This window comes from Cellulomonas sp. zg-ZUI22 (assembly GCF_017353535.1).
GTDB classification, from domain to species: domain Bacteria; phylum Actinomycetota; class Actinomycetes; order Actinomycetales; family Cellulomonadaceae; genus Cellulomonas; species Cellulomonas wangleii.
In genome coordinates, this window is sequence record NZ_JAFMUZ010000003.1 from 85,200 (window position 1) to 105,652 (window position 20,453).

A 20,453-nucleotide genomic window follows, 5' to 3' on the forward strand; every position below is an offset into this window, starting at 1 on the left:
TCCGTGCGGGGCGTGGCGACCGGGCGCCCGACCCGGCGCGACGGGGGTGTCCGCGCGCGTGGCAGCGATCGACAACGAGCTGGCCGGTGAGCAGCGGGTCGTCGACGGCCTGTACGGACGCCTCGACGCGCTCCGCGCGCAGGCGCGGCGCCGGCTGGCTGCCGTGCGACGCGCCGGGCCGTCGGGATCGCCGCAGAACCGCTCGGAGCGCGACGCGTTCGCGACGCTCTACGAGGACCGGGTCGCGCAGCTCGAGGCCGTCGAGGACCGGCTCGCGTTCGGCCGTCTCGACCTGCACGACGGGGACCGCCGTTACATCGGGCGCATCGGCCTGACGGACGAGGAGCAGACTCCGCTGCTCACGGACTGGCGCGCACCTGCCGCCCAGGCGTTCTACCGCGCGACCGCCGCGCACCCCGACGGCGTCGTGCGGCGCCGTCACCTGGTGACCGCCGGACGCCGGGTGACGGGCCTCGAGGACGACGTGCTGGACCTCGACGCGCTCGTCGCGCAGGGGGTCGACCCCGCGTCGCTGGCCGGCGTGTCCGGCGAGGGCGCGCTCCTCGCCGCCCTGGGGGCCGCCCGCACGGGACGCATGGGCGACATCGTCGCCACCATCCAGGCGGAGCAGGACGCGATCATCCGCTCGCCCCTGGCCGGCGCCCTGGTCGTGCAGGGCGGCCCGGGCACGGGCAAGACGGCGGTCGCGCTGCACCGCGCGGCCTACCTGCTGTACGCCCACCGCCGGCTGCTGGAGCGTTCCGGTGTGCTGCTGGTCGGGCCGTCGCGCACGTTCCTGCACTACATCGACCAGGTGCTGCCGTCCCTCGGCGAGACCGGCGTCGTCACCGCGACCCTGGCCGACCTGTTCCCCGGCGTCGAGGCCCGCGGCACCGAGTCCGACGAGGTCGCCCGGCTCAAGGGCAGCACCGTCATGGCGGAGGTGGTCGCCCGCGCGGTGCGCCAGCGCCAGCGGGTGCCGCAGCAGCCCACGCGCGTGCGCATCGACGGGCGCACGGTCGTGGTGCGCCCGCAGGACGTCGCGTCCGCGATCAGCCGCGCCCGGCGCCAGCACCGACCGCACAACCTGGCGCGCGTCACGTTCGTGCGCGACATGCTGGGCCGTCTCGCGGAGCAGTACGTCCAGCAGCTCGGCGGCGACGTGGCGCCGGAGGACCGCGCCGAGATCATCGAGGACCTGCGCACCACGCGCGAGATCCGTGTCGCACTGAACCTGGCCTGGATGCCCCTGACGCCGCAGGGCCTGCTGCGGGACCTGTGGACCAAGCCCCACCGCCTCGAGGCCGCGGCACCGGAGCTGTCGCCCCGCCAGCGTGCGCTGCTGGCCCGGCCGGCCGACGCCCCCTGGACGCCGGCGGACGTCCCCCTGCTCGACGAGGCGGCGGAGCTGCTGGGCGAGGACGACCAGGCCGCGCGTGCCCAGGCGCGCGCCGAGGCGGCGCAGCGCGCGGCCGACGTGGAGTACGCCCGGCAGGTGCTGCGCAGCACCGGGGCGGGCGACCTCGTCTCGGCGGAGACCCTCGCGGGCCGGTTCGCCGGCAGCGGACCGTCGCTCACCACCGCCGAGCGTGCCGCGGCGGACCGCGCGTGGACCTACGGGCACGTCGTGGTGGACGAGGCGCAGGAGCTGTCCGCCATGGCGTGGCGCGCCCTGCTGCGACGGGTCCCCACGCGGTCGCTGACCATCGTCGGCGACGTCGCGCAGACGTCGGCCGCCGGCGGCACGCACGAGTGGGCCACGATGCTGGACCCGCTGCTGCGCGGCTCGTGGCGGCTCGCCGAGCTCACCGTGAACTACCGGACCCCCGCCGTCGTCGCCGACACCGCCCGCCGGGTGGCCCTGGCGGCCGGGCTGCCGGTCAGCCCCCAGACGTCGGCCCGCGACGTGCCCGACGCGCTCACCTGCACACGGGTCGACGACGACGCGCGCCTGGCGGCGACCGCGGCCGCGCGCGCCGAGGCGCTGACGGACGAGGTCCGCGACGCGGCCGGTGCCGGACGGGTCGCGGTGGTGGCCACGCCGGAGCGCGCGGCGCAGGTGCGGGCCACGCTCGTCGCGGCGGGGCGCGACGTCCCCGCGGGCGACGCGGTGGACCTGCACGCGCCGCTGGTGGTGCTCACGCCGGGCCAGGCCAAGGGGCTCGAGTTCGACGTGGTGGTGCTCGTGGAGCCCGCGGAGGTCCTCGAGGTCTCGGCCGGTGACCTGTACGTGGCCATGACGCGCCCGACGCACGCGCTGCACGTGCTGCACACCCGGGACCTGCCGGCGGGGTTCACCGAGCGCACCTAGCCCTCCGCGGAGGACGCCCGGCCGGTCCGGCGGCGAGCGACGGCAAACGTTTAGCACCGTTGACCTCCCCGGGTGCCGCCGGTCATGGTCCTGCGCAGTCGCGGGATGTTCACCCGGTGCTCATCCCGACGTCACGCAGCGCCGGCTGACACCAGGGGGATCACCGCGCATGGACCAGATCGTGCTCGTCGCCGTCGACCTCGTGGCCATCGGCCTGCTGACGTCGACGTACTTCCGCCGCCACCGTCGGCGCGACCTGGTGGTCGCGTACCTCGGCATGAACGTCGGCGTGCTCGCCGTCGCGTCCACGCTGTCCTCCGCCGCGATCGGCGCGGGTCTGGGCCTGGGCCTGTTCGGGGTGCTGTCGATCATCCGGCTGCGCTCCACCGAGATCGACCAGCGCGAGGTCGCGTACTACTTCGCCGCCCTCGCCCTCGGCATCCTGGGAGCGCTTCCCGCGCAGGTGCTGTGGCACTCCGTCGTGTTCATGGCGCTGCTGCTGCTCACGGTCGTCGTGGCGGACCACCCCCGCGTCCTGCGCCGGCACCACCGCCAGGAGCTCGTGCTCGACGGGGCCGTGCTCGACCGCGTGGCGCTCGTGGCACGTCTGGAGGGCCTGCTCGGCGCACGGGTCCACCAGGTCGCCGTGCAGCGCGTCGACCTCGTCGACGACACCACGTGGGTGGACGTCCGGTACGAGACCGTGCCGCCGTCGCGACGCCGGGGGCACGGGGAGACCGGCCGGGAGGCCGCCCGCACGTCCACGGCGGGTGCCGGCTCGTGACGCCCGCTGTCGAGCTGCTGGCCGACCCGGTGGCGCGCCTCGTGCCCGTCGGCCTCGACGAGCTCGTCGAGCGCGCCGGCCTGCTGACCCGGGTGGACCGCAAGTACCTCGTCCCGGTCGAGGCGGTCGACGGGCTGGTGCGCCGGCTGCCGCGGGACGCCCAGGTGCTGGAGATCGCGTCCCGCCGGCTGTTCGCGTACGAGTCCGTGTACTTCGACACGCCGGACCTCCTCGCGTACCACCTGGCCGCACGGCGGCGCCGGCGGCGGTTCAAGGTGCGCACGCGCACGTACGTCGACTCGGCGCAGTGCTGGATCGAGGTCAAGACCCGCGGTGCGCGCGGCACCACGGTCAAGGACCGCGTCCCGCACCGGCTCGACGACCGCGAGGACGTCGCACCGGCGCTGCCGTTCGTCACCGCCACGCTCGGGGCGCACGGCATCGCGCACGCCGACCAGATGCACTGGCGGCCGAGCCTGCTCACGCGCTACCGACGAGCCACGGTCCTGCTGCCCGACACGGGCAGCAGGCTGACGATCGACGTCGACCTGGTGTGGCACGACGGCCGCCGGCCGCTCCACCTGCCGCACATGGCCGTGGTCGAGACCAAGACCGGTGCGACGGCCTCGGCCGCCGACCGGCTGCTGTGGGCGCACGGGCACCGCCCGCTGCGGATCTCGAAGTACGCGACGGGGCTGGCGGCGCTGCGGCCCGAGCTCCCCGCGAACCGTTGGCGGCGCACGCTGCGCCGTCATCTGCTGCCCGACGGCGCGCCCGACCCGGCGCCCGGCCCCCGCTGACCACGGCACCCGCCACCGGAGGAGACGACGATGTCACGACGGAGCTCCCGCACCCTCGCCCTGGGAGTGCTCGCCTGCGCCCTGGCGGCGCCCCTGGCGGGCGCCGCACCCGCCGCCGGCGCACCCGTTCCGGCCGCGGCGCCGGCGGCCCCGTCGCCCGACGGTGACGTGACGTTCTCGGTCCCCCCGGGCGGGTTCACCGGGACGCTGCAGGTCACCCTCGCGGCGGCCGCACCCGGCGCGCAGGTCCGGTACACCACCGACGGGTCGGTCCCGACCGGCTCCTCCCCCGTCGCGTCCGGCCCGCTCACCCTGACGCGGAGCACCGAGGTGCGGGCGCAGGCGTTCGTCGGCGCGGCCCCCAGCGGTGAGCCGGCGACGGCGCGCTACGTCGCCACGTCCGTCACCACCCGCCACGACCTGCCGGTGCTCGTGGTCGACTCGTTCGGCAAGGGCGCCGTCGGGGACGACTACCACGCCGCCGCGATGCTGGAGCTGCAGCCGACCGGCGGCACCACGACGCTGACGTCGCCGCCCGCGCTCGTCACCGCCGGCGGCTACCGCCTGCGCGGTCAGTCGAGCCGCATGTTCGACAAGAAGCCCTACCGCCTGGAGCTGTGGGACGACACGGGTGACGACGCCGACCTGCCGTTCTTCGGCATGCCGGCAGAGTCCGACTGGGTGCTGCGGGGTCCGTTCGCCGACAAGTCGCTGGTCCGCGAGGCGCTCGTGCTCGACCTCGGGCGGGAGATGGGGCTGGCGACGCCCCGCTACCGGTTCGTCGAGGTCTACGTCAACGACGACGCCCGTCCCGTCGCCGCCGACGACTACCGGGGCGTGTACCTGCTCGAGGAGACGATCAAGAACCAGAAGAACCGGCTGGACCTCAAGAAGCTGGACCCCGAGGACGTCGCACCGCCGCGCGTCGAGGGCGGGTACATCCTCAAGTTCGAGTGGCTGGCCGCCGAGGAGCCGCTCGTGCCGTGCCGGGGCGGGTCGACCTGCTGGTCCGACCTCGAGGTCCACGACCCCGACGACCTCGTACCGGCACAGCTCGAGTACATCGCGGGGTACGTCGGACGCGTCAACGACGCGATCCACTCCCCCGGGCGCGCCGACCCGGCAACCGGCTACCCGTCGCTCGTCGACGTCGACTCGTTCGTCGACCTGGTGATCGTCAACGAGCTGAGCCGCGACATGGATGCGTACTACCGCAGCCAGTACTTCCACAAGGACCGCGGCGGACTGCTGACCGCCGGGCCGCTGTGGGACTTCGACCTCACGTTCGGGGTGGGGGGCTACTTCCAGAACGACCAGGTCACGGGGTGGCAGTACGAGCAGACCCGCCAGAACCCGCCGAACGACTGGTTCACCGTGCTCATGCGCGACCCGGCGTTCGTCGAGCGCGTGCGGGCGCGCTGGCAGGAGCTGCGCCGTGGCCCGCTGGCCGACACGGCGCTGCGCGGCCACGTCACCCGGCTGACGGGCCCGCTGAGCGGGGCCGCAGCCCGCAACGCGCAGCGCTGGCCGAACCTGTCGACCCAGCTGATCGGGCCTTTTGTCACCCCGACGGCCCCCACCTGGAACGGTCAGGTGGCCTACCTGGAGGACTGGATGCTGCGCCGCGCCGCGTGGCTCGACACCCCCGCCGCGTGGGGCGGTCCGGCGAGTCCCCCGCCGACGTCCACCGCGTCGCCGGCCCCGACGCCGTCACCGTCGGTCTCCACCGGCCCGACCGCGTCGCCCGTCACGTCCGCGTCGCCGACACCCGGCCGCGACCCCGGCGGGCAGGCGTGCACGGCGACGTTCCGGACGGTGTCCGCCTGGCCCGGCGGGTTCCAGGGCGAGGTCACCGTCACGGCGGGGACCGCCCCCCTGACGGGCTGGGTCGTGACGCTGGGACTCCCGCCGGGTGTCGGAATCACGCAGTCGTGGAGCACGACGCTGACCGGTGGCGGGAGCACGCTCACGGCACGCAACGCGGCGTGGAACGGCAGGCTCGGGGCGGGGGCCGCGACGACCTTCGGCGTCATCGGCTCGTCCTCGGGCGGTTCGGTAGCCCCCACGCTCGCCTGCGCCGCGGGCTAGCCGCCGCGGGCCGGACGCGTCCCCCCGACCCGTGGTCCGGGCGGACGCGTCCCGGCCCTCGGGACGGCTTTGGTCCACGCCGCGGGACGGGAGCACCATGAGGCGTGCCCACCGCCCTGCTCCTCGAGAACCTCCACCCGCACGCCCGGACCATCCTCGAGTCCGCCGGCTTCGACGTCGTGACGCGCACCGGCGCGCTCGACGAGGCCGAGCTCGTCGAGGCCCTCGCCGGCGTCCAGGTGCTGGGGATCCGGTCCAAGACCGACGTGCCTGCCGAGGTGCTGGCGGCCGCCCCCGACCTCGAGGTCGTGGGCGCCTTCTGCATCGGCACCAACCAGATCGACCTGCACGCCGCCGCCGGCCACGGGATCGCCGTCTTCAACGCACCGTTCTCCAACACGCGGTCCGTCGTGGAGATCGCGATCGCCGACATCATCTCCCTGACGCGCCGCCTGACGGTGTTCGACAAGGACATGCACGCGGGCGTCTGGAACAAGTCGGCCACCGGCGCGCACGAGGTGCGCGGCCGCACGCTCGGCATCATCGGCTACGGCAACATCGGCACCCAGCTGTCCGTGCTCGCCGAGAACCTCGGCATGTCGGTCGTGTTCTACGACACCGCCGAGAAGCTCGCGCTCGGCAACGCCCGCCGGATGGACACCCTCGACGAGCTGCTCGAGGAGGCGGACGTCGTCACGCTGCACGTCGACGGGCGCGCCGGGAACGCCGGGATGTTCGGTGCCAAGCAGATCGCGCGCATGCGCCCGGGCTCGATCTTCCTCAACCTGTCCCGCGGCTTCGTCGTCGACTACGCCGCCTTGCGCGACGCCGTGCTGTCCGGCCACGTGGCGGGCGCCGCGGTCGACGTCTTCCCGACCGAGCCCAAGCGCAAGGGCGACCCGTTCGAGTCGGAGCTGCGCGGACTGCCCAACGTGATCCTCACGCCGCACACCGGCGGGTCGACCGAGGAGGCACAGGCCGCCATCGGCCAGTTCGTCGCCAACAAGGTGCGTGACTACCTGGCGACCGGCTCGACCAACCTGTCGGTCAACCTCCCGAACCTCGCGCTCGACCAGCGCCCGGACGCGCACCGCATCGCCTACCTGCACCGCAACGTGCCCGGCGTCCTGGCGACGATCAACGCCACCCTCGCCGAGCACGGCGTCAACATCGAGGGTCAGCTGCTCGCGACCCGCGGCGAGCTCGGCTACGTCGTCACCGACGTCGCGTCGCCCGTCCCGCAGGAGGTGGCCGACGTGCTGCGCGGCCGACCGGAGTCGCTGCGGCTGCGCCTGCTCGACTGACCGGGCCGGACGCCCTGTCGTGCCTGCCGGCCCGATGGTGATGTCGGGGCCGACGACGACGAAGGGGGCCGCGCAGCCGTGTGCTGCGCGACCCCCTGCGGCTCGCTGCCGGTCCCTGACCGGTCAGGCCGAGCCGGACTTGCGCTGGAACCGTCGCTGGACCGGCCCCGCCGTCTCCGCGCCGTGGACCGCGCCGGTGTTGCGGCTGCCGTCCGCGCTGCGGTGCCCCTGGGCCTTCTTGTGCTCGAGCGCGGCCCGGAACTTCTCCTTGGCCTCGTCGCTGACTGCCGACGGCTGATCGTCCTGGGTCATGTGCTTGTCCTCCGCTCGCCGGCGTGGTCACACCGGCGGTCCCAGCGTGGTCGACCGCGGCCGTCCACGCCAGCCCATTCCTGCGGGGCACGCCGGACGGCGAGGGTCAGACCCCGCTCGACGCCGTCCCGGCGGGTGCGTCGTCCTCGCCCGCGCGGGACGCGCGGTGCTCGGCACGCAGTCCCGAGATCGCGGTCTCGAAGTCCTCCAGGGAGTCGAACGCCTGGTAGACGCTGGCGAACCGGAGGTAGGCGACCTCGTCGAGCTCGCGCAGCGGCCCGAGGATCGCCAGACCGATCTCGTAGGCGTCGATCTCGGCCGAGCCGGACGTGCGCAGGCTCTCCTCGACCTTCTGCGCCAGGAGCGCGAGGTCGTCCTCGCTCACCGGTCGCCCCTGACACGCCTTGCGCACACCGTTGGCGATCTTCTCGCGGCTGAAGGGCTCGGTGGCCCCGGACCGCTTCACGACGGACAGGCTCGCGGTCTCGACGGTGGTGAACCGACGGTGGCAGCTCGGGCACTGACGGCGGCGCCGGATCGACGACCCGTCGTCGGAGGTGCGGGAGTCGACCACACGGGAGTCGGGATGCCGGCAGAACGGACAGTGCACAGCGGACCTCTCGGCGTGGCGCAGATGACGTCCGCCTCGACAGCGCCGCGCGGACGCACGCGACGCTAAGCGGTACGGCCTGCCGCCGCAACATCCCTGCCACCGTCGGGGCGCGGTGGGCGCCGTCGCGGCCCACAGCGTGGCGGACCCGCCCGCAGTGCCGCGCCGCGGGCCTTCCGCCCGTCGCCGTGCGCTCAGCGCGCCGGCACGACCACCGTCTGCCCGGCCTGCACCCCGCCGGAGGGCAGCTCGTTGAGCGCCATCAGCTCGAGCACGACGTCCCGCACGTCCTCGCCCGGGGAGGCGGCCTCCGCCGCGATGCCCCACAGGGTGTCCCCGGGTGCGACGACGACGCGCCGCACCTCAGGAGCGGCCGCAGGGCCGTCGGCCCAGGCGCCCGCGGCGCCGCCGACGCCGAGCGCCACCAGCGCGGCCACCGTCCAGACGACGAGCCGGCCGCGACGCGTGAGGTGGAGCGTCGACGAGGGCCCCGTCGGCCGCGCAGCACGCGTGCTCGCGTCCCGCACCACGGGTGCCGGACGCACCGCACGGACACCCGCGGCCGGTCGCACCGTCCGTTCCGTCGTCATCGCGCTCATCCTGCGTTCCTCTCGTCGTCGATCCCGGTCCTCGACCTCGACCCGACCCGGCATCTGTCCGCTCGATCGAACACGTGTTCGTCGAACGCTTGTACGATGTCTACCAGACCGGACCGACACGCGTCGAGACACGATCGAACAGATGTTTGATCCGACCACCCCCCGCCCCTAGGGTGAGCACTGCGACGAGTGCACCACCGACCTCCGACATCGCCGTGGCGACGTCGGCGGCGGCGACCGTCGCCGGAGCTCGTCCCCGAGGGCGAGGCCCGGCGCGGGTGGCGGCGCCCGGCGCACGCGGGTCCCGCCCCGGGCCCCGCGTCGACCGACGCAGGAGGCGCAGTGGACGTGCAGCACGGCTCGACGACGCAGGCCCGCGGGCGGGCCGCCGCCGCGGCCGCGTCCGCCACCGACGCCGACGAGGTCCCCGGCGACGGGCTGACCACGCGCCAGCGCCTCGTCCTGGAGACCGTGCGCGCCTCGGTCGAGCAGCGCGGGTACCCGCCGAGCATGCGGGAGATCGGCGAGGCCGTCGGGCTCACCAGCCCGTCCAGCGTCAAGCACCAGCTCACGGCGCTCGAGCGCAAGGGCTACCTGCGGCGCGACCCGCACCGGCCCCGCGCCATCGAGGTCGTGCAGCCGGACGACGCGCGCAGCGTCGCACGGTGGGGCGCCGGGTCGGACGGCCCCGCGCCGGACACCGACCTGCCCGAGCGCGACAGCGCCCCCGCCCCGTCGTACGTGCCCGTCGTGGGCCGGATCGCCGCAGGCGGGCCGATCGTCGCCGAGCAGGTCGTCGAGGACGTCTTCCCCCTGCCGCGCCAGCTGGTCGGGGAGGGTGAGCTCTTCCTGCTCAAGGTGGCCGGCGACTCGATGATCGACGCCGCCATCTGCGACGGCGACTGGGTGGTGGTGCGACGTCAGCCGGTGGCCGAGAACGGCGAGATCGTGGCCGCGATGATCGACGGGGAGGCGACGGTGAAGACCCTCAAGCGCGCCGACGGCCACGTCTGGCTGCTGCCCCACAACCCGGCCTACGCACCGATCGACGGCGACGAGGCGACCGTGCTCGGACGCGTCGTCAGCGTCCTGCGGAGCCTGTAGCGCCGGCCCGCCGGCGTCGCCGTGCGACGGGTCACCCGCGGCGCGAGGCTGTGGCCGTGCGCCGGACGGCCCGGCGCACGGCCAGCCCGCAGGGAGACACCATGCCCGCACGTCGCGACCCCGGCCCCAGCGTGAAGGACCCCGAGTTGTACGAGGACCTGCGGGACCGGGGCAACAGCAAGGAGAAGTCCGCGCGCATCGCCAACGCCGCGGCGGCGCGCGGGCGCTCGGCGGTCGGCCGCGCGGGCGGTCGGGCGGGCGACTACGACGACTGGACGGTCGCGGACCTGCGGCGGCGCGCCGCCGAGATCGGCATCACGGGCCGCTCCGCCATGCGCAAGGCCGAGCTGGTCACCGCCCTGCGCTCGCACTGACGCGCCCGCGGGCCGAGGTCGGCAGGCCGCCGCCCGTCCCGGCGCGCTTCCGGCCCGCTGGGCGGCGGCGGCCGCCGTGCGAGGTCAGAAGCCGAAGCGGCGTGCGACCGACCGGACTGCCTCCGCGGAGCGACGCATCCCCATGATCTCGTCGGAGGACATCGGCACCTCGAGCCTCTCCAGCACGCCCGCCGCACCGACGATCGAGGGCACGCTGAGGCAGACGTCGGACATGCCGAGGTACTGGTCCAGCAACGAGGACACCGGCAGGATCCGGCGCTCGTCCTTGAGCACCGCCTCGATGATCCGGGAGCCCGCGAGGGCGATCGCGTAGTTGGTCGCGCCCTTGCCCTCGATGATGCGGTAGGCGGACTCGACGACCTCCCGTGCGATGGAGTCGCGCACCTCGCGCGTCAGGGGGCCGTTGCCGCCCGTGCCCTCCCAGTCGAGGATCGGCACGGCGCCGATGGTCGACGAGCTCCACAGCGGGATCTCGGTGTCGCCGTGCTCGCCCGCGACGTACGCGTGCACGTTCTGCACCGCCACGCCGGTGTGCCGCGCGATGAGGTACCGCAGCCGCGAGGAGTCGAGCACCGTGCCGGACCCGAAGACCTGCCCGGGCGGCAGCCCGGAGATCTTCATCGCCGCGTACGTCACGACGTCCACCGGGTTGGTCACCATCACGTAGACGGCGTTCGGTGCGACCTCGACGATGCCGGGCAGCACGTTCTTGACCAGGGAGATCGTCGCCTCGGCCAGGTCGATACGGGTCTGGCCGGGCTTCTGCTTGGCGCCTGCGGTGAACATGACGATGTCGCAGTCCGCCATCACGGCCACGTCGTCCGACCCGATCACCTCGGCCATCGACGTGAACTGGATGCCGTGCGACAGGTCGAGGACCTCCGCGTCGACCTTCGCGCGGTTGACGTCGAGCAGCGCCACGGTCCGCGCCGCACCGCGCATCAGGGCGGCGTAGGCCATGGTCGAGCCCACCGCGCCCGCGCCGACGATGCCCAGCTTCGACGTGCGGCGCGGCACGGACGGCGTCGTGCTCAGGGCGTACTCGTCGCCCTCGATGGCGTCGACCATGGTGTTTCCCCTCGTCACGGGCGTCGAGCCGAGCCCGGGACGCACACGCCCGGTCCGCACGCCCCAGGCACGAGGCTAGTCGGAACCGGCCAGCCGGCGCAGCGCGGCGAGCACGACCTCGCGGTCGGTGGTCCGCCAGAACGGCGGCATGGACCGCTGCAGGAACTCGCCGTAGCGCGCCGTCGCCAGCCGCGGGTCGAGCACCGCGACCACCCCGCGGTCCTCCCCCGAGCGCACCAGGCGCCCCGCGCCCTGGGCCAGCAGCAGCGCGGCGTGGGTGGCGGCGACGGACATGAACCCGTTGCCGCCCGCGGCGGCCACCGCGTCGGAGCGGGCCGAGCGCACCGGGTCGTCGGGGCGCGGGAACGGGATGCGGTCGATGACGACGAGCCGGCAGGCCGGGCCCGGCACGTCGACGCCCTGCCACAGCGACAGGGTGCCGAACAGGCACGTCGGCTCGTCGGCGGCGAACCGCGCGACCAGCGTCGGGAGCTGGTCGTCCCCCTGCAGCAGGACCGGCACGTCCAGCCGCTCGCGCATCGCCTCCGCCGCGACCGTCGCCGCGCGGCGGGACGTGAAGAGCCCGAGCGTGCGGCCCCCGGCCGCCTCGACCAGGGTGGCGATCTCGTCGAGCTGGGCGTCCGTGGCCGGTTCGCGTCCCGGTGGCGGGAGCCGCCGCGCGACGTAGCAGATGCCCTGCCGCGGGTAGTCGAACGGGCTGCCGACGTCGAGGCCGCGCCAGCGCAGGACCTCCTCGCCGGCCGGGGGCGGCTGCGTGCCACCGGGCGCGGGGACGCCCGTCGTCGCGGCACCGGCCACGGCCTGCGGCCCGACGGGTGCCGCGTCCGGGCGCACCGCCAGCCCTACCGAGCGGGCGGCGGGATCGAACGACCCACCGAGCGTGAGCGTCGCGGACGTCAGCACCGCCGTCCGCCCCGCCAGCAGGTTGCTGCGGACCAGGCCCGCCACGGCCAGGGGTGCCGCGTGCAGCCGCGTGGTCGTGACGCCCCGGCGGTCCTCCCCGCGCGCGCACCAGAGCACGGTCGACGCGTTCTGCTCGGGGTCGGCAGCCATCCGCTCGGCGACCTCGAACAGCAGGAGCATCGCGGAGTTGGCCATCTTGCGGCCCCCGTCCGCGGCGTCGCGCGCACCTGCCTCCGGCTTCAGCGCCGTCAGCAGCGTGCGCGCCGCGTCGCGCACGGCGGCCACGGCCAGGCGCACGTCCTCCGGCAGCCCGCGGGGGAACCGGCCCTCGGGCAGGGGCACGATGACGCTCGCGAGGTGCTGCGCGGCGGTGTCCAGGTCGGTGGTGGGGACGCCGCCGTGACGTCGCGCCATGCGCGCCGCCTGCTCGATCGCCGGCAGGGACAGCTCGGCCGTCGCCTGCGCCGTGACCCGGTCGGCCAGCTCGTGCGCCTCGTCGACGACCACGACCTGGTGCTCGGGCAGCACGCCGGGCGAGCCGGACGCGGCGATCCCCAGCATCGCGTGGTTCGTCACGACCACGTCCGCCTCCCGCGAGCGCGCCCGGGCGGCTTCCGGGAAGCACTCGGCGAGCATCGGGCACGTCCCCCCGAGGCACTCCATGGCGGTGACGGACACCTGCCGCCACGCACGGTCGGACACGCCCGGGACGAGGTCGTCACGGTCGCCCGTGGTCGTCTCCTCGGCCCACTCGCGCACGCGGACCACCTGCTCGCCCAGCGACTCGCGCACGGTGTCGCCGTCCTCGACCACGGGCGGGTGCTCGGCGGCGCCGGGCCGCTCGGGGACGTCGAAGAGCGTCCCCTGGTCGTCGGACGGGTAGCCGCCGGCAACCTTGTGGACGCACAGGTAGTTGTGCCAGCCCTTCAGCAGCGCGATCTGCGCCTGGCGCGGCAGCTTCGACGCCAGCGCCGTGGTGACGAGCGGCAGGTCACGCGTGAGCACCTGGCGCTGCAGCGCCAGCGTCGCGGTCGACACCACCACGCGCTCCTCGGCCAGCACGGCGTGCCGCACGGCGGGCACGAGGTAGCCGAGCGACTTGCCCGTGCCCGTGCCGGCCTGGACGAGGAGGTGCTCACCGGTGCGCAGCGCGTCGGCCACGGCCTGCGCCATCGCGTGCTGCCCGTCGCGCCGCCCGCCGCCGAGCGCCCCGACGGCCAGGTCCAGGAGCTCGTCGACCTCCGCTGCCGCGTGCGGGGCGCGGGCGCCGTCGTCGGTGCCTGTCGACGACGCAGGTTCGGGCTCGGGCACCGCGTCAGCGTAGTCGCGGCCGCCGACACCCCTCGTGCCCGCCCGGGCACCGGGACGCACTGCACCACACCCGCGGACCGTCCGCGGTCATGCCGTGCGCGCCGCCGCCTCGAGCTCCGCAGCCAGACCCGCGTCGACCCGGGCGCGCAGCAGCGTTCCGGCCGCCGTGTGCTCCTCGTGGTCGATGTCGCCGTGCTCGTGCACGCGGTTGACGAGGTCGCCGCGCGCGTAGGGCACCACGACCTCGACCTGCACGCCGGGGCGAGGCAGCTGGTCGGCGATCAGGGCGCCGAGCTCCTCGATGCCCTCCCCGGTGTGGGCGGACACGACGACCGAGTGCACCTCGCGCGAGCGCAGCCGCGCCACCGCCTCCGGCGACGCGAGGTCGGCCTTGTTGAGGACGATGATCTCGGGCACGTCCATGGCGCCGGGGATGTCGGCGAACACGTGCCGCACGGCGGCGATCTGCCCCTCGGGGTCGGGGTGCGCCGCGTCCACGACGTGCAGGATGAGGTCGGCGTCGGCCACCTCCTCCAGCGTCGAGCGGAACGCCTCGACGAGCTGGTGCGGCAGGGCGCGCACGAACCCGACCGTGTCGACCAGCGTGTAGACGCGCCCGTCGGCGGCCTCCGCGCGACGCACGGTCGGGTCGAGGGTCGCGAAGAGCGCGTTCTCGACCAGCACACCCGCGTGCGTCAGCCGGTTGAGCAGCGAGGACTTGCCGGCGTTGGTGTAGCCGGCGATCGCGACCGACGGGATCGCGTTGCGCTTGCGGGAGGCCCGCTTCGTCTCGCGCGCGGGCGCCATCGCGGCGATCTCCCGACGCAGCTTCGCCATCCGGTTGCGGATGCGGCGGCGGTCGAGCTCGATCTTCGTCTCGCCCGGCCCGCGTGAGCCCATGCCCGCGCCGGCGCCGCCGACCTGGCCACCGGCCTGGCGGCTCATGGACTCACCCCACCCGCGCAGGCGCGGCAGGAGGTACTCGAGCTGCGCGAGCTCGACCTGCGCCTTGCCCTCCCGGGACTTCGCGTGCTGCGCGAAGATGTCGAGGATCAGCGCAGTGCGGTCCACGACCTTGACCTTGACCACGTCCTCCAGCGCGCGCCGCTGGGACGGCGCCAGCTCGCCGTCGACCACGACGGTGTCCGCGCCCACGGCCGCGACGAGCGTCGCCAGCTCGGCCGCCTTGCCCGAGCCGAGGAACGTGCCGGGGTCGGGCGTCCGGCGGCGCTGCAGCAGCCCGTCGAGCACCTCCGAGCCGGCCGTCTCCGCGAGGGCCGCCAGCTCGCGCAGCGAGTTCTCGGCGTCCTCGACCGAGCCGGAGCCCCACAGGCCCACGAGCACGACCCGCTCGAGGCGCAGCTTGCGGTACTCGACCTCGGAGACGTCCTCGAGCTCGGTCGACAGCCCGGAGACGCGCCGCAGCGACGTGCGCTCCTCGAGGTCGAGCTGGTCGCCGTCGAACGCGGTGTGCGACGTCCCGCCGGACTGCAGCGCGGTACCGGCCCGTGCGAGCACACGTGCGACGACGTCGTCGGCCACCTCCTGCGCGCTGCGCGCCGGCGCCTGCTGCGCCTCGTCGGTGGTGTGCTCTCGGTCGTCCACGCGGGTCCTCTCGTCGGCGGATGGCTGTGTCCAGGATCGCACGCACGTACGACGCCCGCGACGGGTTTTCGCTGCGGGCACACCCTCGCGCGCCGCTAGCCTCGGCAGGTGAGCGGCACCGACGACGAGCAGGGTCAGCACTACTTCACGGCCCGACCGGCCTCCCCCGAGCAGCGCCGCACGCTGCGCGTGCACCTGGCAGGGCGCGACGTGGAGGTGGAGACGGCCGGGGGCGTGTTCTCCCCCGACCACGTCGACCTCGGCACGCAGGTGCTCCTGCGGACCGTGCCGGCGCCACCGCCCCGCGGCGACCTGCTCGACCTCGGCTGCGGCTGGGGACCCGTCGCGCTCACGCTCGCGCTGCTCGCGCCCGACGCCCGGGTGTGGGCCGTGGACGTCAACGAGCGCGCGCTCGACCTGGTGCGCCGCAACGCCGTGCGGCTCGGTCTGACGAACGTCGTGGCCGCGACCCCTGACGACGTGCCGGACGACGTGCGGTTCGCGGCCGTCTGGTCGAACCCGCCGGTGCGCATCGGCAAGCCCGCGCTGCACGGGCTGCTGACGCGGTGGCTGCCCCGCCTGGCGCCCGGCGGTGAGGGCTGGCTGGTCGTGGGACGCAACCTCGGTGCCGACCCGCTGCAGCGCTGGCTGGTCGAGGAGGCCGGGCTGCCCACCACGCGCGAGGCCAGCGCGAAGGGGTTCCGGGTGCTCCGGGTCGCGCCGTGACGGTAGCGCCGGACGGTCCTGCCGTGACGCTCCCCGACGACGCGACCCCCGATGCGATGTGGCGCGCCCGTCGCCCCGTGTCCGCCGCGATGTTCGCGCTGGTCGTGCTGGTCGCCTTCGAGTCGTTCGCCGTGACCACCGTGATGCCGCAGGTGGCCGAGGTGCTGGACGGGCGCGCCCTGTACGCGTTCGCGTTCGCCGGACCGCTGGCGACCGGTGTCGTCGGCATGGTCGTGGCCGGCGCGTGGTCCGACCGGCGCGGGCCCGGCCCGCCGTTCGCCGCGGGCGTCGTGCTGTTCGTGCTCGGGCTCGTCGTCGCCGGGGCCGCCGCGTCGATGCCGGTGCTCATGCTGGGGCGGCTCGCCCAAGGGCTCGGGGGTGGCGTTCTCAACGTCACGCTGCTCGTCGTCGTCGCCCGCGCCTACCCCCCGGTGCTGCACCCGCGCGTGTTCGCGTGGTTCTCCACGGCGTGGGTGCTGCCGTCCGTGGTGGGGCCGTCGCTCGCGGGTCTCGTGGCGGACCTCGCCGGCTGGCGGTGGGTGTTCCTCGGCGTCGCCGTCCTCGTCGTCCCGACGACCGTCCCCCTGCTCGGTACGGTGCGGGGTGCCGCGGGGTCGGCGGCGCCGGACCGGGCCGCGTCGGCCCCCGCCGGTGACCGCGCCGCCCGTCGGGTCGCGTGGGCCGTGCTGGTCGCGGTCGCGGTGCTCGCGCTCAACGTCGCCGCCCAGCTGCCCGCGCCCTGGTCGCAGGCCGTCGCCGCCACGGCCGCCCTGGGTGCGGTCGGCGCCATGCGTCCCCTCGTGCCGCGCGGCGCGCTGCGCGCGCGCCCCGGCCTGCCGGCCGTGATCGCGACGCGCGTGCTGGTCTCCGGTGCGTTCTTCGGGGCGCAGGTGTACGTCCCCTACCTGCTGGTCGACCGGGACGGGTGGGGCACCACGGCCAGCGGGCTGGGGCTCTCGACGTCCGCGCTGGCGTGGTCGGTCGGGTCGGTCGTGCAGGGACGCCTGGGGGCCGGGCTGCCCAGCCGCACGGCCGTGCGCCTCGGCACGGCGCTGGTGCTCGCGGGGGTCACGGGCGCCACGCTGGTCACGGCGCTGGGCCTCCCCGCGTGGGCGCTCGTGGCGGTGTGGACCGCGACCGGGGCCGGCATGGGTCTCGGCTCGTCCCGGCTGAACGTGCTGCTGCTGGGGTGGTCGACGCCGGCGGACCAGGGCCGCAACAGCGCCGCCAACTCGATCGCGGACTCGGTCGGCGCGGCCCTGGCCCTCGCGCTGACCGGCGTGGTGTTCGTGACCGCGGGCGGCGCCGACGGCTACGCCGGCCCCGCGCCGTTCGTCGGGTCGTTCCTGCTCACGGCGGTGCTCGCGCTGGGCGCGGTGCTCGTCGCGGGGCGCGTCGGCGTCCCGCCGACCGAGCGGCGCGACGCGCTCACGCCGTCGGGCGGCTCAGCGGGCGGCTCAGCGGGCAGCGCGGCGCCGAGCGCCCCGAACACCTGACGCGGCGTCGGCACACCCTGCGCCCGGGCGACGACCGCGCCGTCGGCGTCGAGGACCACGACCGTCGGGGTGGCGGTGACGGCCAGTGCGGCGGCGAGGTGCGGGGCGTCCGCCACGTCGACCTCGACGTGCCGCACCCCGGGGACCGCGTCGGCCACGCGCGCCAGGACGCGCCGGGCCGCACGGCACGGCGCGCAGAACGCCGTCGACACCTGCAGCAGCGTGGCCCGCTCCCCCAGCGGCGAACCGAGGTCCGCCGCCGTGAACGCCGCCGTCACGCGTCCAGCGCCGCCACGTCCACGGCCACGTCGGCCACCAGCACGGCCGGCCCGGCGAGGTCCGCCCGCCCGTCGGCGTGCAGCGTGACCCGCAGCGTGCCGCCCGGGACGTCGACGAGCCACGTACCGGGGGCCTGCGGTCCGCCCCAGGCACGGACCGCTGCTGCCGCCGCGACCGCGCCCGTCCCGCACGAGCGGGTCTCGCCCACGCCCCGTTCGTGCACCCGCATCCGCAGCCGACCCACGACCGTCCCGTCGGCCGCGACCTGCTCGCCCAACGGCACCACGAGCTCGACGTTCGTGCCCTGCGGGGGCAGGGGTGTCACGTCCGGCGCCCGCGTCAGGTCCGCCGCCTCCAGGTCCTGCTCCTGCGCCAGCACGACCACCGTGTGCGGGTTGCCCACGTCGACGGACAGGCCCGGTCGCGTCACGGTCAGGCCGGCCACGTCCACCTGCGCGTCCCCGCCGGTCGCGAGGGCGTCGGGGCCGGCGGGCAGGGTGACGGACCCCATCCCGACGGTGAACCACGGGCCGGACCCGACGTCGGGCTCCGTGGCCGCGACGGCCCGCACCCCGGCACGCGTCCCGACCGCGAGCGGCCCGGTGGCGGGGTCCCACAGCCCCAGTCGCTGCGCGAACCGCGCGAACACGCGCACGCCGTTGCCGCACATCTGCGCGATCGACCCGTCCGCGTTGCGGTAGTCCATGAACCACGGGGTCCCGGCGGTGGCGTCCGGTGCGTCGGGGACGTGCCGGGTGGCGACCAGGCGGATGACGCCGTCCCCGCCCACGCCCGCCCGGCGGTCGCACAGCCGCGCGACGAGCGCCGCCGTCAGGTCCAGCCGGCCGTCCCGGTCGTCCAGCAGCACGAAGTCGTTCTGCGTGCCGTGCCCCCGGACGGCGGCGAGCGTCACGGGCGCGTGGGTGCTCGCGGCGGTGCTCGCGTGGGTGCTCGCGACGGGGGTGGTGGGGGCGGTCACGAACCCAGCGTACGGCGCACGGGCGCGTGCGGGTCGGGCCGCGGCAGGCGGTCCGCGTCGGCCGCCTCGACCAGCTCGAGCGCGTGCGCGACGAGGTCCGGGTCGCGGGCGTCGAGCCAGTGGACGCGCGGGTCGCGCCCGAACCAGCCCATCTGCTTGCGGGCGAGCCGCCGCGTCCCGGCGGCCGTCGCGGCACGCGCCGCGTCGGCGTCGAGCTCACCGTGCAGCTGGGCGAGCGCCTGGGCGTACCCGACCGCACGGGACGCCGTGCGACCCAGCCCGTGCCGCTCGAGGCGCTCCACCTCCTCCAGCAGGCCGCCGTCCCACATCCGGTCCACGCGCACCTCGATGCGTGCGTCCAGCGCGGCCCGGTCGCAGTCCAGGCCGATCTGCAGGGCCGGCACCTCGTACTCGTGGCGGGGCAGGTTCGCGGAGTACGGACGTCCCGTCAGGGCGACGACCTCCAGCGCGCGCACCACGCGGCGGGCGTTGCGCGGCCCGATGCCGGCCGCGGCGACCGGGTCCAGCGCGGCCAGCTCGTCGTGCAGGGCGCGGACGCCCTCCACCTCGACGCGCTCCTCGAGGCGCGCGCGCAGCCCCGGGTCGGTGCCGGGGAACTCCATGCGGTCCAGCAGGGCGCGCACGTACAGGCCCGAGCCCCCGACGGCCACGGCCCGCGAGCCCCGGGCGTCGAGGTCCCGCAGCACACCGCGCGCGAGCAGCTGGTAGTCCGCGACGGACGCCTCCTCCCGCGGGTCCAGCACGTCCAGCAGGTGGTGCGGGATCCCGCGGCGCTCCTCCGGGGCCAGCTTCGCCGTACCGACGTCCATCCCGCGGTACAGCTGCAGGGCGTCGGTGTTGACGACCTCCGCGCCCAGGGCCTGCGCCAGGCCGAGGGCGAGGTCGGACTTGCCGGTGGCGGTGGGGCCGACGACCGCGACGACGAGGCTCACGGTGCGACCTGCCAGAGCACGACGGCGTGGGCGGCGCCGTGCCACACGTCCGCGCGCAGCACCTCCGGCGTCGGGGCGGGCGCGTCGGGCGGCAGCGCGTCGAGCGCACCGACCAGCACCTGCCACGGTGCCCAGCCGGTGGCGGCCAGGTCGGCCGCGGTCCGCGCGTCCGCCCCTGCGAGCGCCTCGCGGGCCCGGGTGCCGCCTGCGCGCAGCGCGGCCACGACAGCACCGTCCCACGCGGGTGCCCGCGCGTCGGGCGGCAGCGGGGCGCCCGGACCGTGCCGTGCGGACCCCGAGCCCACGAGGACCAGTGCGGTGGGCGCGCCGGTGCCGACCGCCGCGCCCACGGCGCGCAGCGCGTCCGCCGGGCCGGGCGCGACCTCGAGCAGGTGCAGCCGGTCCGCCGCGACACCCGCGTCGAGGACGGTCCGCAGCCCCACGACCGCACCGGTGCCCGGGGCCCCCGGGACGGGCGGGGCACCGGGGACGGGGCCGAGGACGACGTCGGGCACGGGCGCGCCGAGCAGGTGGTCCGGTACCCCCGCGGCCCCGGCACCGCCGTGCACGGACCCGACGACGCAGCGCGTGACCCGGCCGGGCGCGACCACGACCACACGGTCGGCGTGGGCGACCGCACGCGCCGCGGCGGTGGCCGCCGCCGACCGCAGCGCGACCGGCGCGGGGTCCTCGGGGGCCCGCCCCGCGACGCCGGGCAGCAGGAGCACCGTGTCGGGGACGAGGGCGGCGGCGACGAGCACGGACCGACCGTAACCCGCCGCAGGCCCCGGGCCTGCCGCGCGCA

At 75.7% G+C, this 20,453-nt stretch carries 18 protein-coding genes and 1 pseudogene; 9 read left to right on the plus strand and 10 right to left on the minus strand.

Annotated features, from left to right (window positions below):
* The first annotated feature begins 58 nt into the window (after positions 1 to 58).
* The 5 genes from J1G43_RS11745 to serA all read left to right on the plus strand — a co-directional run bounded on the left by J1G43_RS11745 (position 59) and on the right by serA (position 7,287).
* The gene (locus J1G43_RS11745) at positions 59 to 2,311 is read left to right on the plus strand and encodes an AAA family ATPase (RefSeq protein ID WP_307859568.1); all 2,253 of its coding nucleotides are present in this window, start codon (positions 59 to 61) and stop codon (positions 2,309 to 2,311) included.
* A gap of 169 nt (positions 2,312 to 2,480) precedes the next feature.
* The gene (locus J1G43_RS11750; protein WP_207341347.1) at positions 2,481 to 3,095 is read left to right on the plus strand and encodes a DUF4956 domain-containing protein; all 615 of its coding nucleotides are present in this window, start codon (positions 2,481 to 2,483) and stop codon (positions 3,093 to 3,095) included.
* On the plus strand, positions 3,092 to 3,895 hold the full coding sequence (locus J1G43_RS11755; RefSeq protein WP_307859569.1) for a polyphosphate polymerase domain-containing protein: 804 nt from the start codon (positions 3,092 to 3,094) through the stop codon (positions 3,893 to 3,895). The genes J1G43_RS11750 and J1G43_RS11755 overlap by 4 nt, the downstream gene beginning before the upstream one ends.
* Before the next feature lie 30 nt (positions 3,896 to 3,925).
* Entirely contained in the window at positions 3,926 to 5,983 is a 2,058-nt protein-coding gene (locus tag J1G43_RS11760; protein ID WP_207341348.1) for a CotH kinase family protein, read from the plus strand.
* 104 nt (positions 5,984 to 6,087) lie between these two features.
* Positions 6,088 to 7,287: a phosphoglycerate dehydrogenase gene (gene serA, locus J1G43_RS11765; RefSeq protein ID WP_207341349.1), complete on the plus strand. Its 1,200-nt coding sequence runs from the start codon at positions 6,088 to 6,090 to the stop codon at positions 7,285 to 7,287.
* Between the two features lie 123 nt (positions 7,288 to 7,410).
* Here the strand turns inward: serA and J1G43_RS11770 are convergent, their stop codons facing one another.
* The 3 genes from J1G43_RS11770 to J1G43_RS11780 form a co-directional block, all read right to left on the minus strand.
* Positions 7,411 to 7,599, minus strand: coding sequence for a DUF5302 domain-containing protein (locus J1G43_RS11770; RefSeq protein ID WP_089802184.1), 189 nt, complete (start codon positions 7,597 to 7,599; stop codon positions 7,411 to 7,413).
* Between the two features lie 106 nt (positions 7,600 to 7,705).
* Positions 7,706 to 8,209: a transcriptional regulator NrdR gene (nrdR, locus tag J1G43_RS11775; RefSeq protein ID WP_207341350.1), complete on the minus strand. Its 504-nt coding sequence runs from the start codon at positions 8,207 to 8,209 to the stop codon at positions 7,706 to 7,708.
* A 194-nt stretch (positions 8,210 to 8,403) separates the two neighbouring features.
* On the minus strand, positions 8,404 to 8,808 hold the full coding sequence (locus J1G43_RS11780) for a LysM peptidoglycan-binding domain-containing protein (protein ID WP_242635673.1): 405 nt from the start codon (positions 8,806 to 8,808) through the stop codon (positions 8,404 to 8,406).
* Between the two features lie 342 nt (positions 8,809 to 9,150).
* Here J1G43_RS11780 and lexA point away from each other — a divergent pair, with 342 nt between their 5' ends.
* Positions 9,151 to 9,912, plus strand: coding sequence for a transcriptional repressor LexA (gene lexA, locus J1G43_RS11785; RefSeq protein WP_207378499.1), 762 nt, complete (start codon positions 9,151 to 9,153; stop codon positions 9,910 to 9,912).
* A 101-nt stretch (positions 9,913 to 10,013) separates the two neighbouring features.
* Positions 10,014 to 10,286, plus strand: coding sequence for a Rho termination factor N-terminal domain-containing protein (locus tag J1G43_RS11790; protein ID WP_207341352.1), 273 nt, complete (start codon positions 10,014 to 10,016; stop codon positions 10,284 to 10,286).
* Positions 10,287 to 10,370: 84 nt separating this feature from the next.
* Here the strand turns inward: J1G43_RS11790 and J1G43_RS11795 are convergent, their stop codons facing one another.
* The 3 genes from J1G43_RS11795 to hflX form a co-directional block, all read right to left on the minus strand.
* Positions 10,371 to 11,375, minus strand: a complete 1,005-nt coding sequence (locus J1G43_RS11795) for an L-lactate dehydrogenase (protein WP_207341495.1) — start codon at positions 11,373 to 11,375, stop codon at positions 10,371 to 10,373.
* A 75-nt stretch (positions 11,376 to 11,450) separates the two neighbouring features.
* Positions 11,451 to 13,610: an ATP-dependent DNA helicase gene (locus J1G43_RS11800; RefSeq protein WP_207341353.1), complete on the minus strand. Its 2,160-nt coding sequence runs from the start codon at positions 13,608 to 13,610 to the stop codon at positions 11,451 to 11,453.
* Positions 13,611 to 13,697: 87 nt separating this feature from the next.
* Positions 13,698 to 15,215, minus strand: coding sequence for a GTPase HflX (gene hflX, locus J1G43_RS11805; RefSeq protein WP_207341354.1), 1,518 nt, complete (start codon positions 15,213 to 15,215; stop codon positions 13,698 to 13,700).
* A 108-nt stretch (positions 15,216 to 15,323) separates the two neighbouring features.
* Here hflX and J1G43_RS11810 point away from each other — a divergent pair, with 108 nt between their 5' ends.
* Both J1G43_RS11810 and J1G43_RS11815 read left to right on the plus strand, forming a co-directional pair.
* A complete protein-coding gene (locus J1G43_RS11810) occupies positions 15,324 to 15,941 on the plus strand; it encodes a class I SAM-dependent methyltransferase (RefSeq protein ID WP_207370700.1) in 618 nt (205 codons plus the stop codon).
* 23 nt (positions 15,942 to 15,964) lie between these two features.
* Positions 15,965 to 17,437, plus strand: a complete 1,473-nt coding sequence (locus J1G43_RS11815) for an MFS transporter (RefSeq protein WP_307859570.1) — start codon at positions 15,965 to 15,967, stop codon at positions 17,435 to 17,437.
* 23 nt (positions 17,438 to 17,460) lie between these two features.
* On the opposite strand, the pseudogene J1G43_RS19060 reads toward J1G43_RS11815, so the two are convergent.
* The 4 genes and pseudogenes from J1G43_RS19060 to J1G43_RS11830 all read right to left on the minus strand — a co-directional run.
* A pseudogene (locus tag J1G43_RS19060) lies at positions 17,461 to 17,715 on the minus strand (TlpA family protein disulfide reductase); the annotation flags it as partial.
* Positions 17,712 to 18,695 carry a diaminopimelate epimerase gene (dapF, locus tag J1G43_RS11820; protein ID WP_207378500.1) on the minus strand — a complete coding sequence of 328 codons (984 nt, stop codon included), beginning with the start codon at positions 18,693 to 18,695 and terminating at the stop codon, positions 17,712 to 17,714. The pseudogene J1G43_RS19060 and the gene dapF, both read right to left, overlap by 4 nt.
* Complete coding sequence (gene miaA, locus J1G43_RS11825) at positions 18,692 to 19,648, minus strand: tRNA (adenosine(37)-N6)-dimethylallyltransferase MiaA (protein WP_207378501.1); 957 nt, start codon at positions 19,646 to 19,648, stop codon at positions 18,692 to 18,694. Before miaA ends, dapF begins: the two co-directional genes overlap by 4 nt.
* Positions 19,645 to 20,409, minus strand: a complete 765-nt coding sequence (locus J1G43_RS11830; protein ID WP_207370702.1) for a hypothetical protein — start codon at positions 20,407 to 20,409, stop codon at positions 19,645 to 19,647. Before J1G43_RS11830 ends, miaA begins: the two co-directional genes overlap by 4 nt.
* Positions 20,410 to 20,453: the final 44 nt, after the last annotated feature.

Bases quoted from the DNA above. Each gene is read 5' to 3' on its own strand.
- J1G43_RS11795 (WP_207341495.1), bottom strand. From the start codon at position 11,375: ATGGTCGACGCCATCGAGGGCGACGAGTACGCCCTGAGCACGACGCCG.
- J1G43_RS11770 (WP_089802184.1), bottom strand. From the start codon at position 7,599: ATGACCCAGGACGATCAGCCGTCGGCAGTCAGCGACGAGGCCAAGGAG.
- J1G43_RS11760 (WP_207341348.1), top strand. From the start codon at position 3,926: ATGTCACGACGGAGCTCCCGCACCCTCGCCCTGGGAGTGCTCGCCTGC.
- J1G43_RS11790 (WP_207341352.1), top strand. From the start codon at position 10,014: ATGCCCGCACGTCGCGACCCCGGCCCCAGCGTGAAGGACCCCGAGTTG.
- J1G43_RS11750 (WP_207341347.1), top strand. From the start codon at position 2,481: ATGGACCAGATCGTGCTCGTCGCCGTCGACCTCGTGGCCATCGGCCTG.
- J1G43_RS11780 (WP_242635673.1), bottom strand. From the start codon at position 8,808: ATGAGCGCGATGACGACGGAACGGACGGTGCGACCGGCCGCGGGTGTC.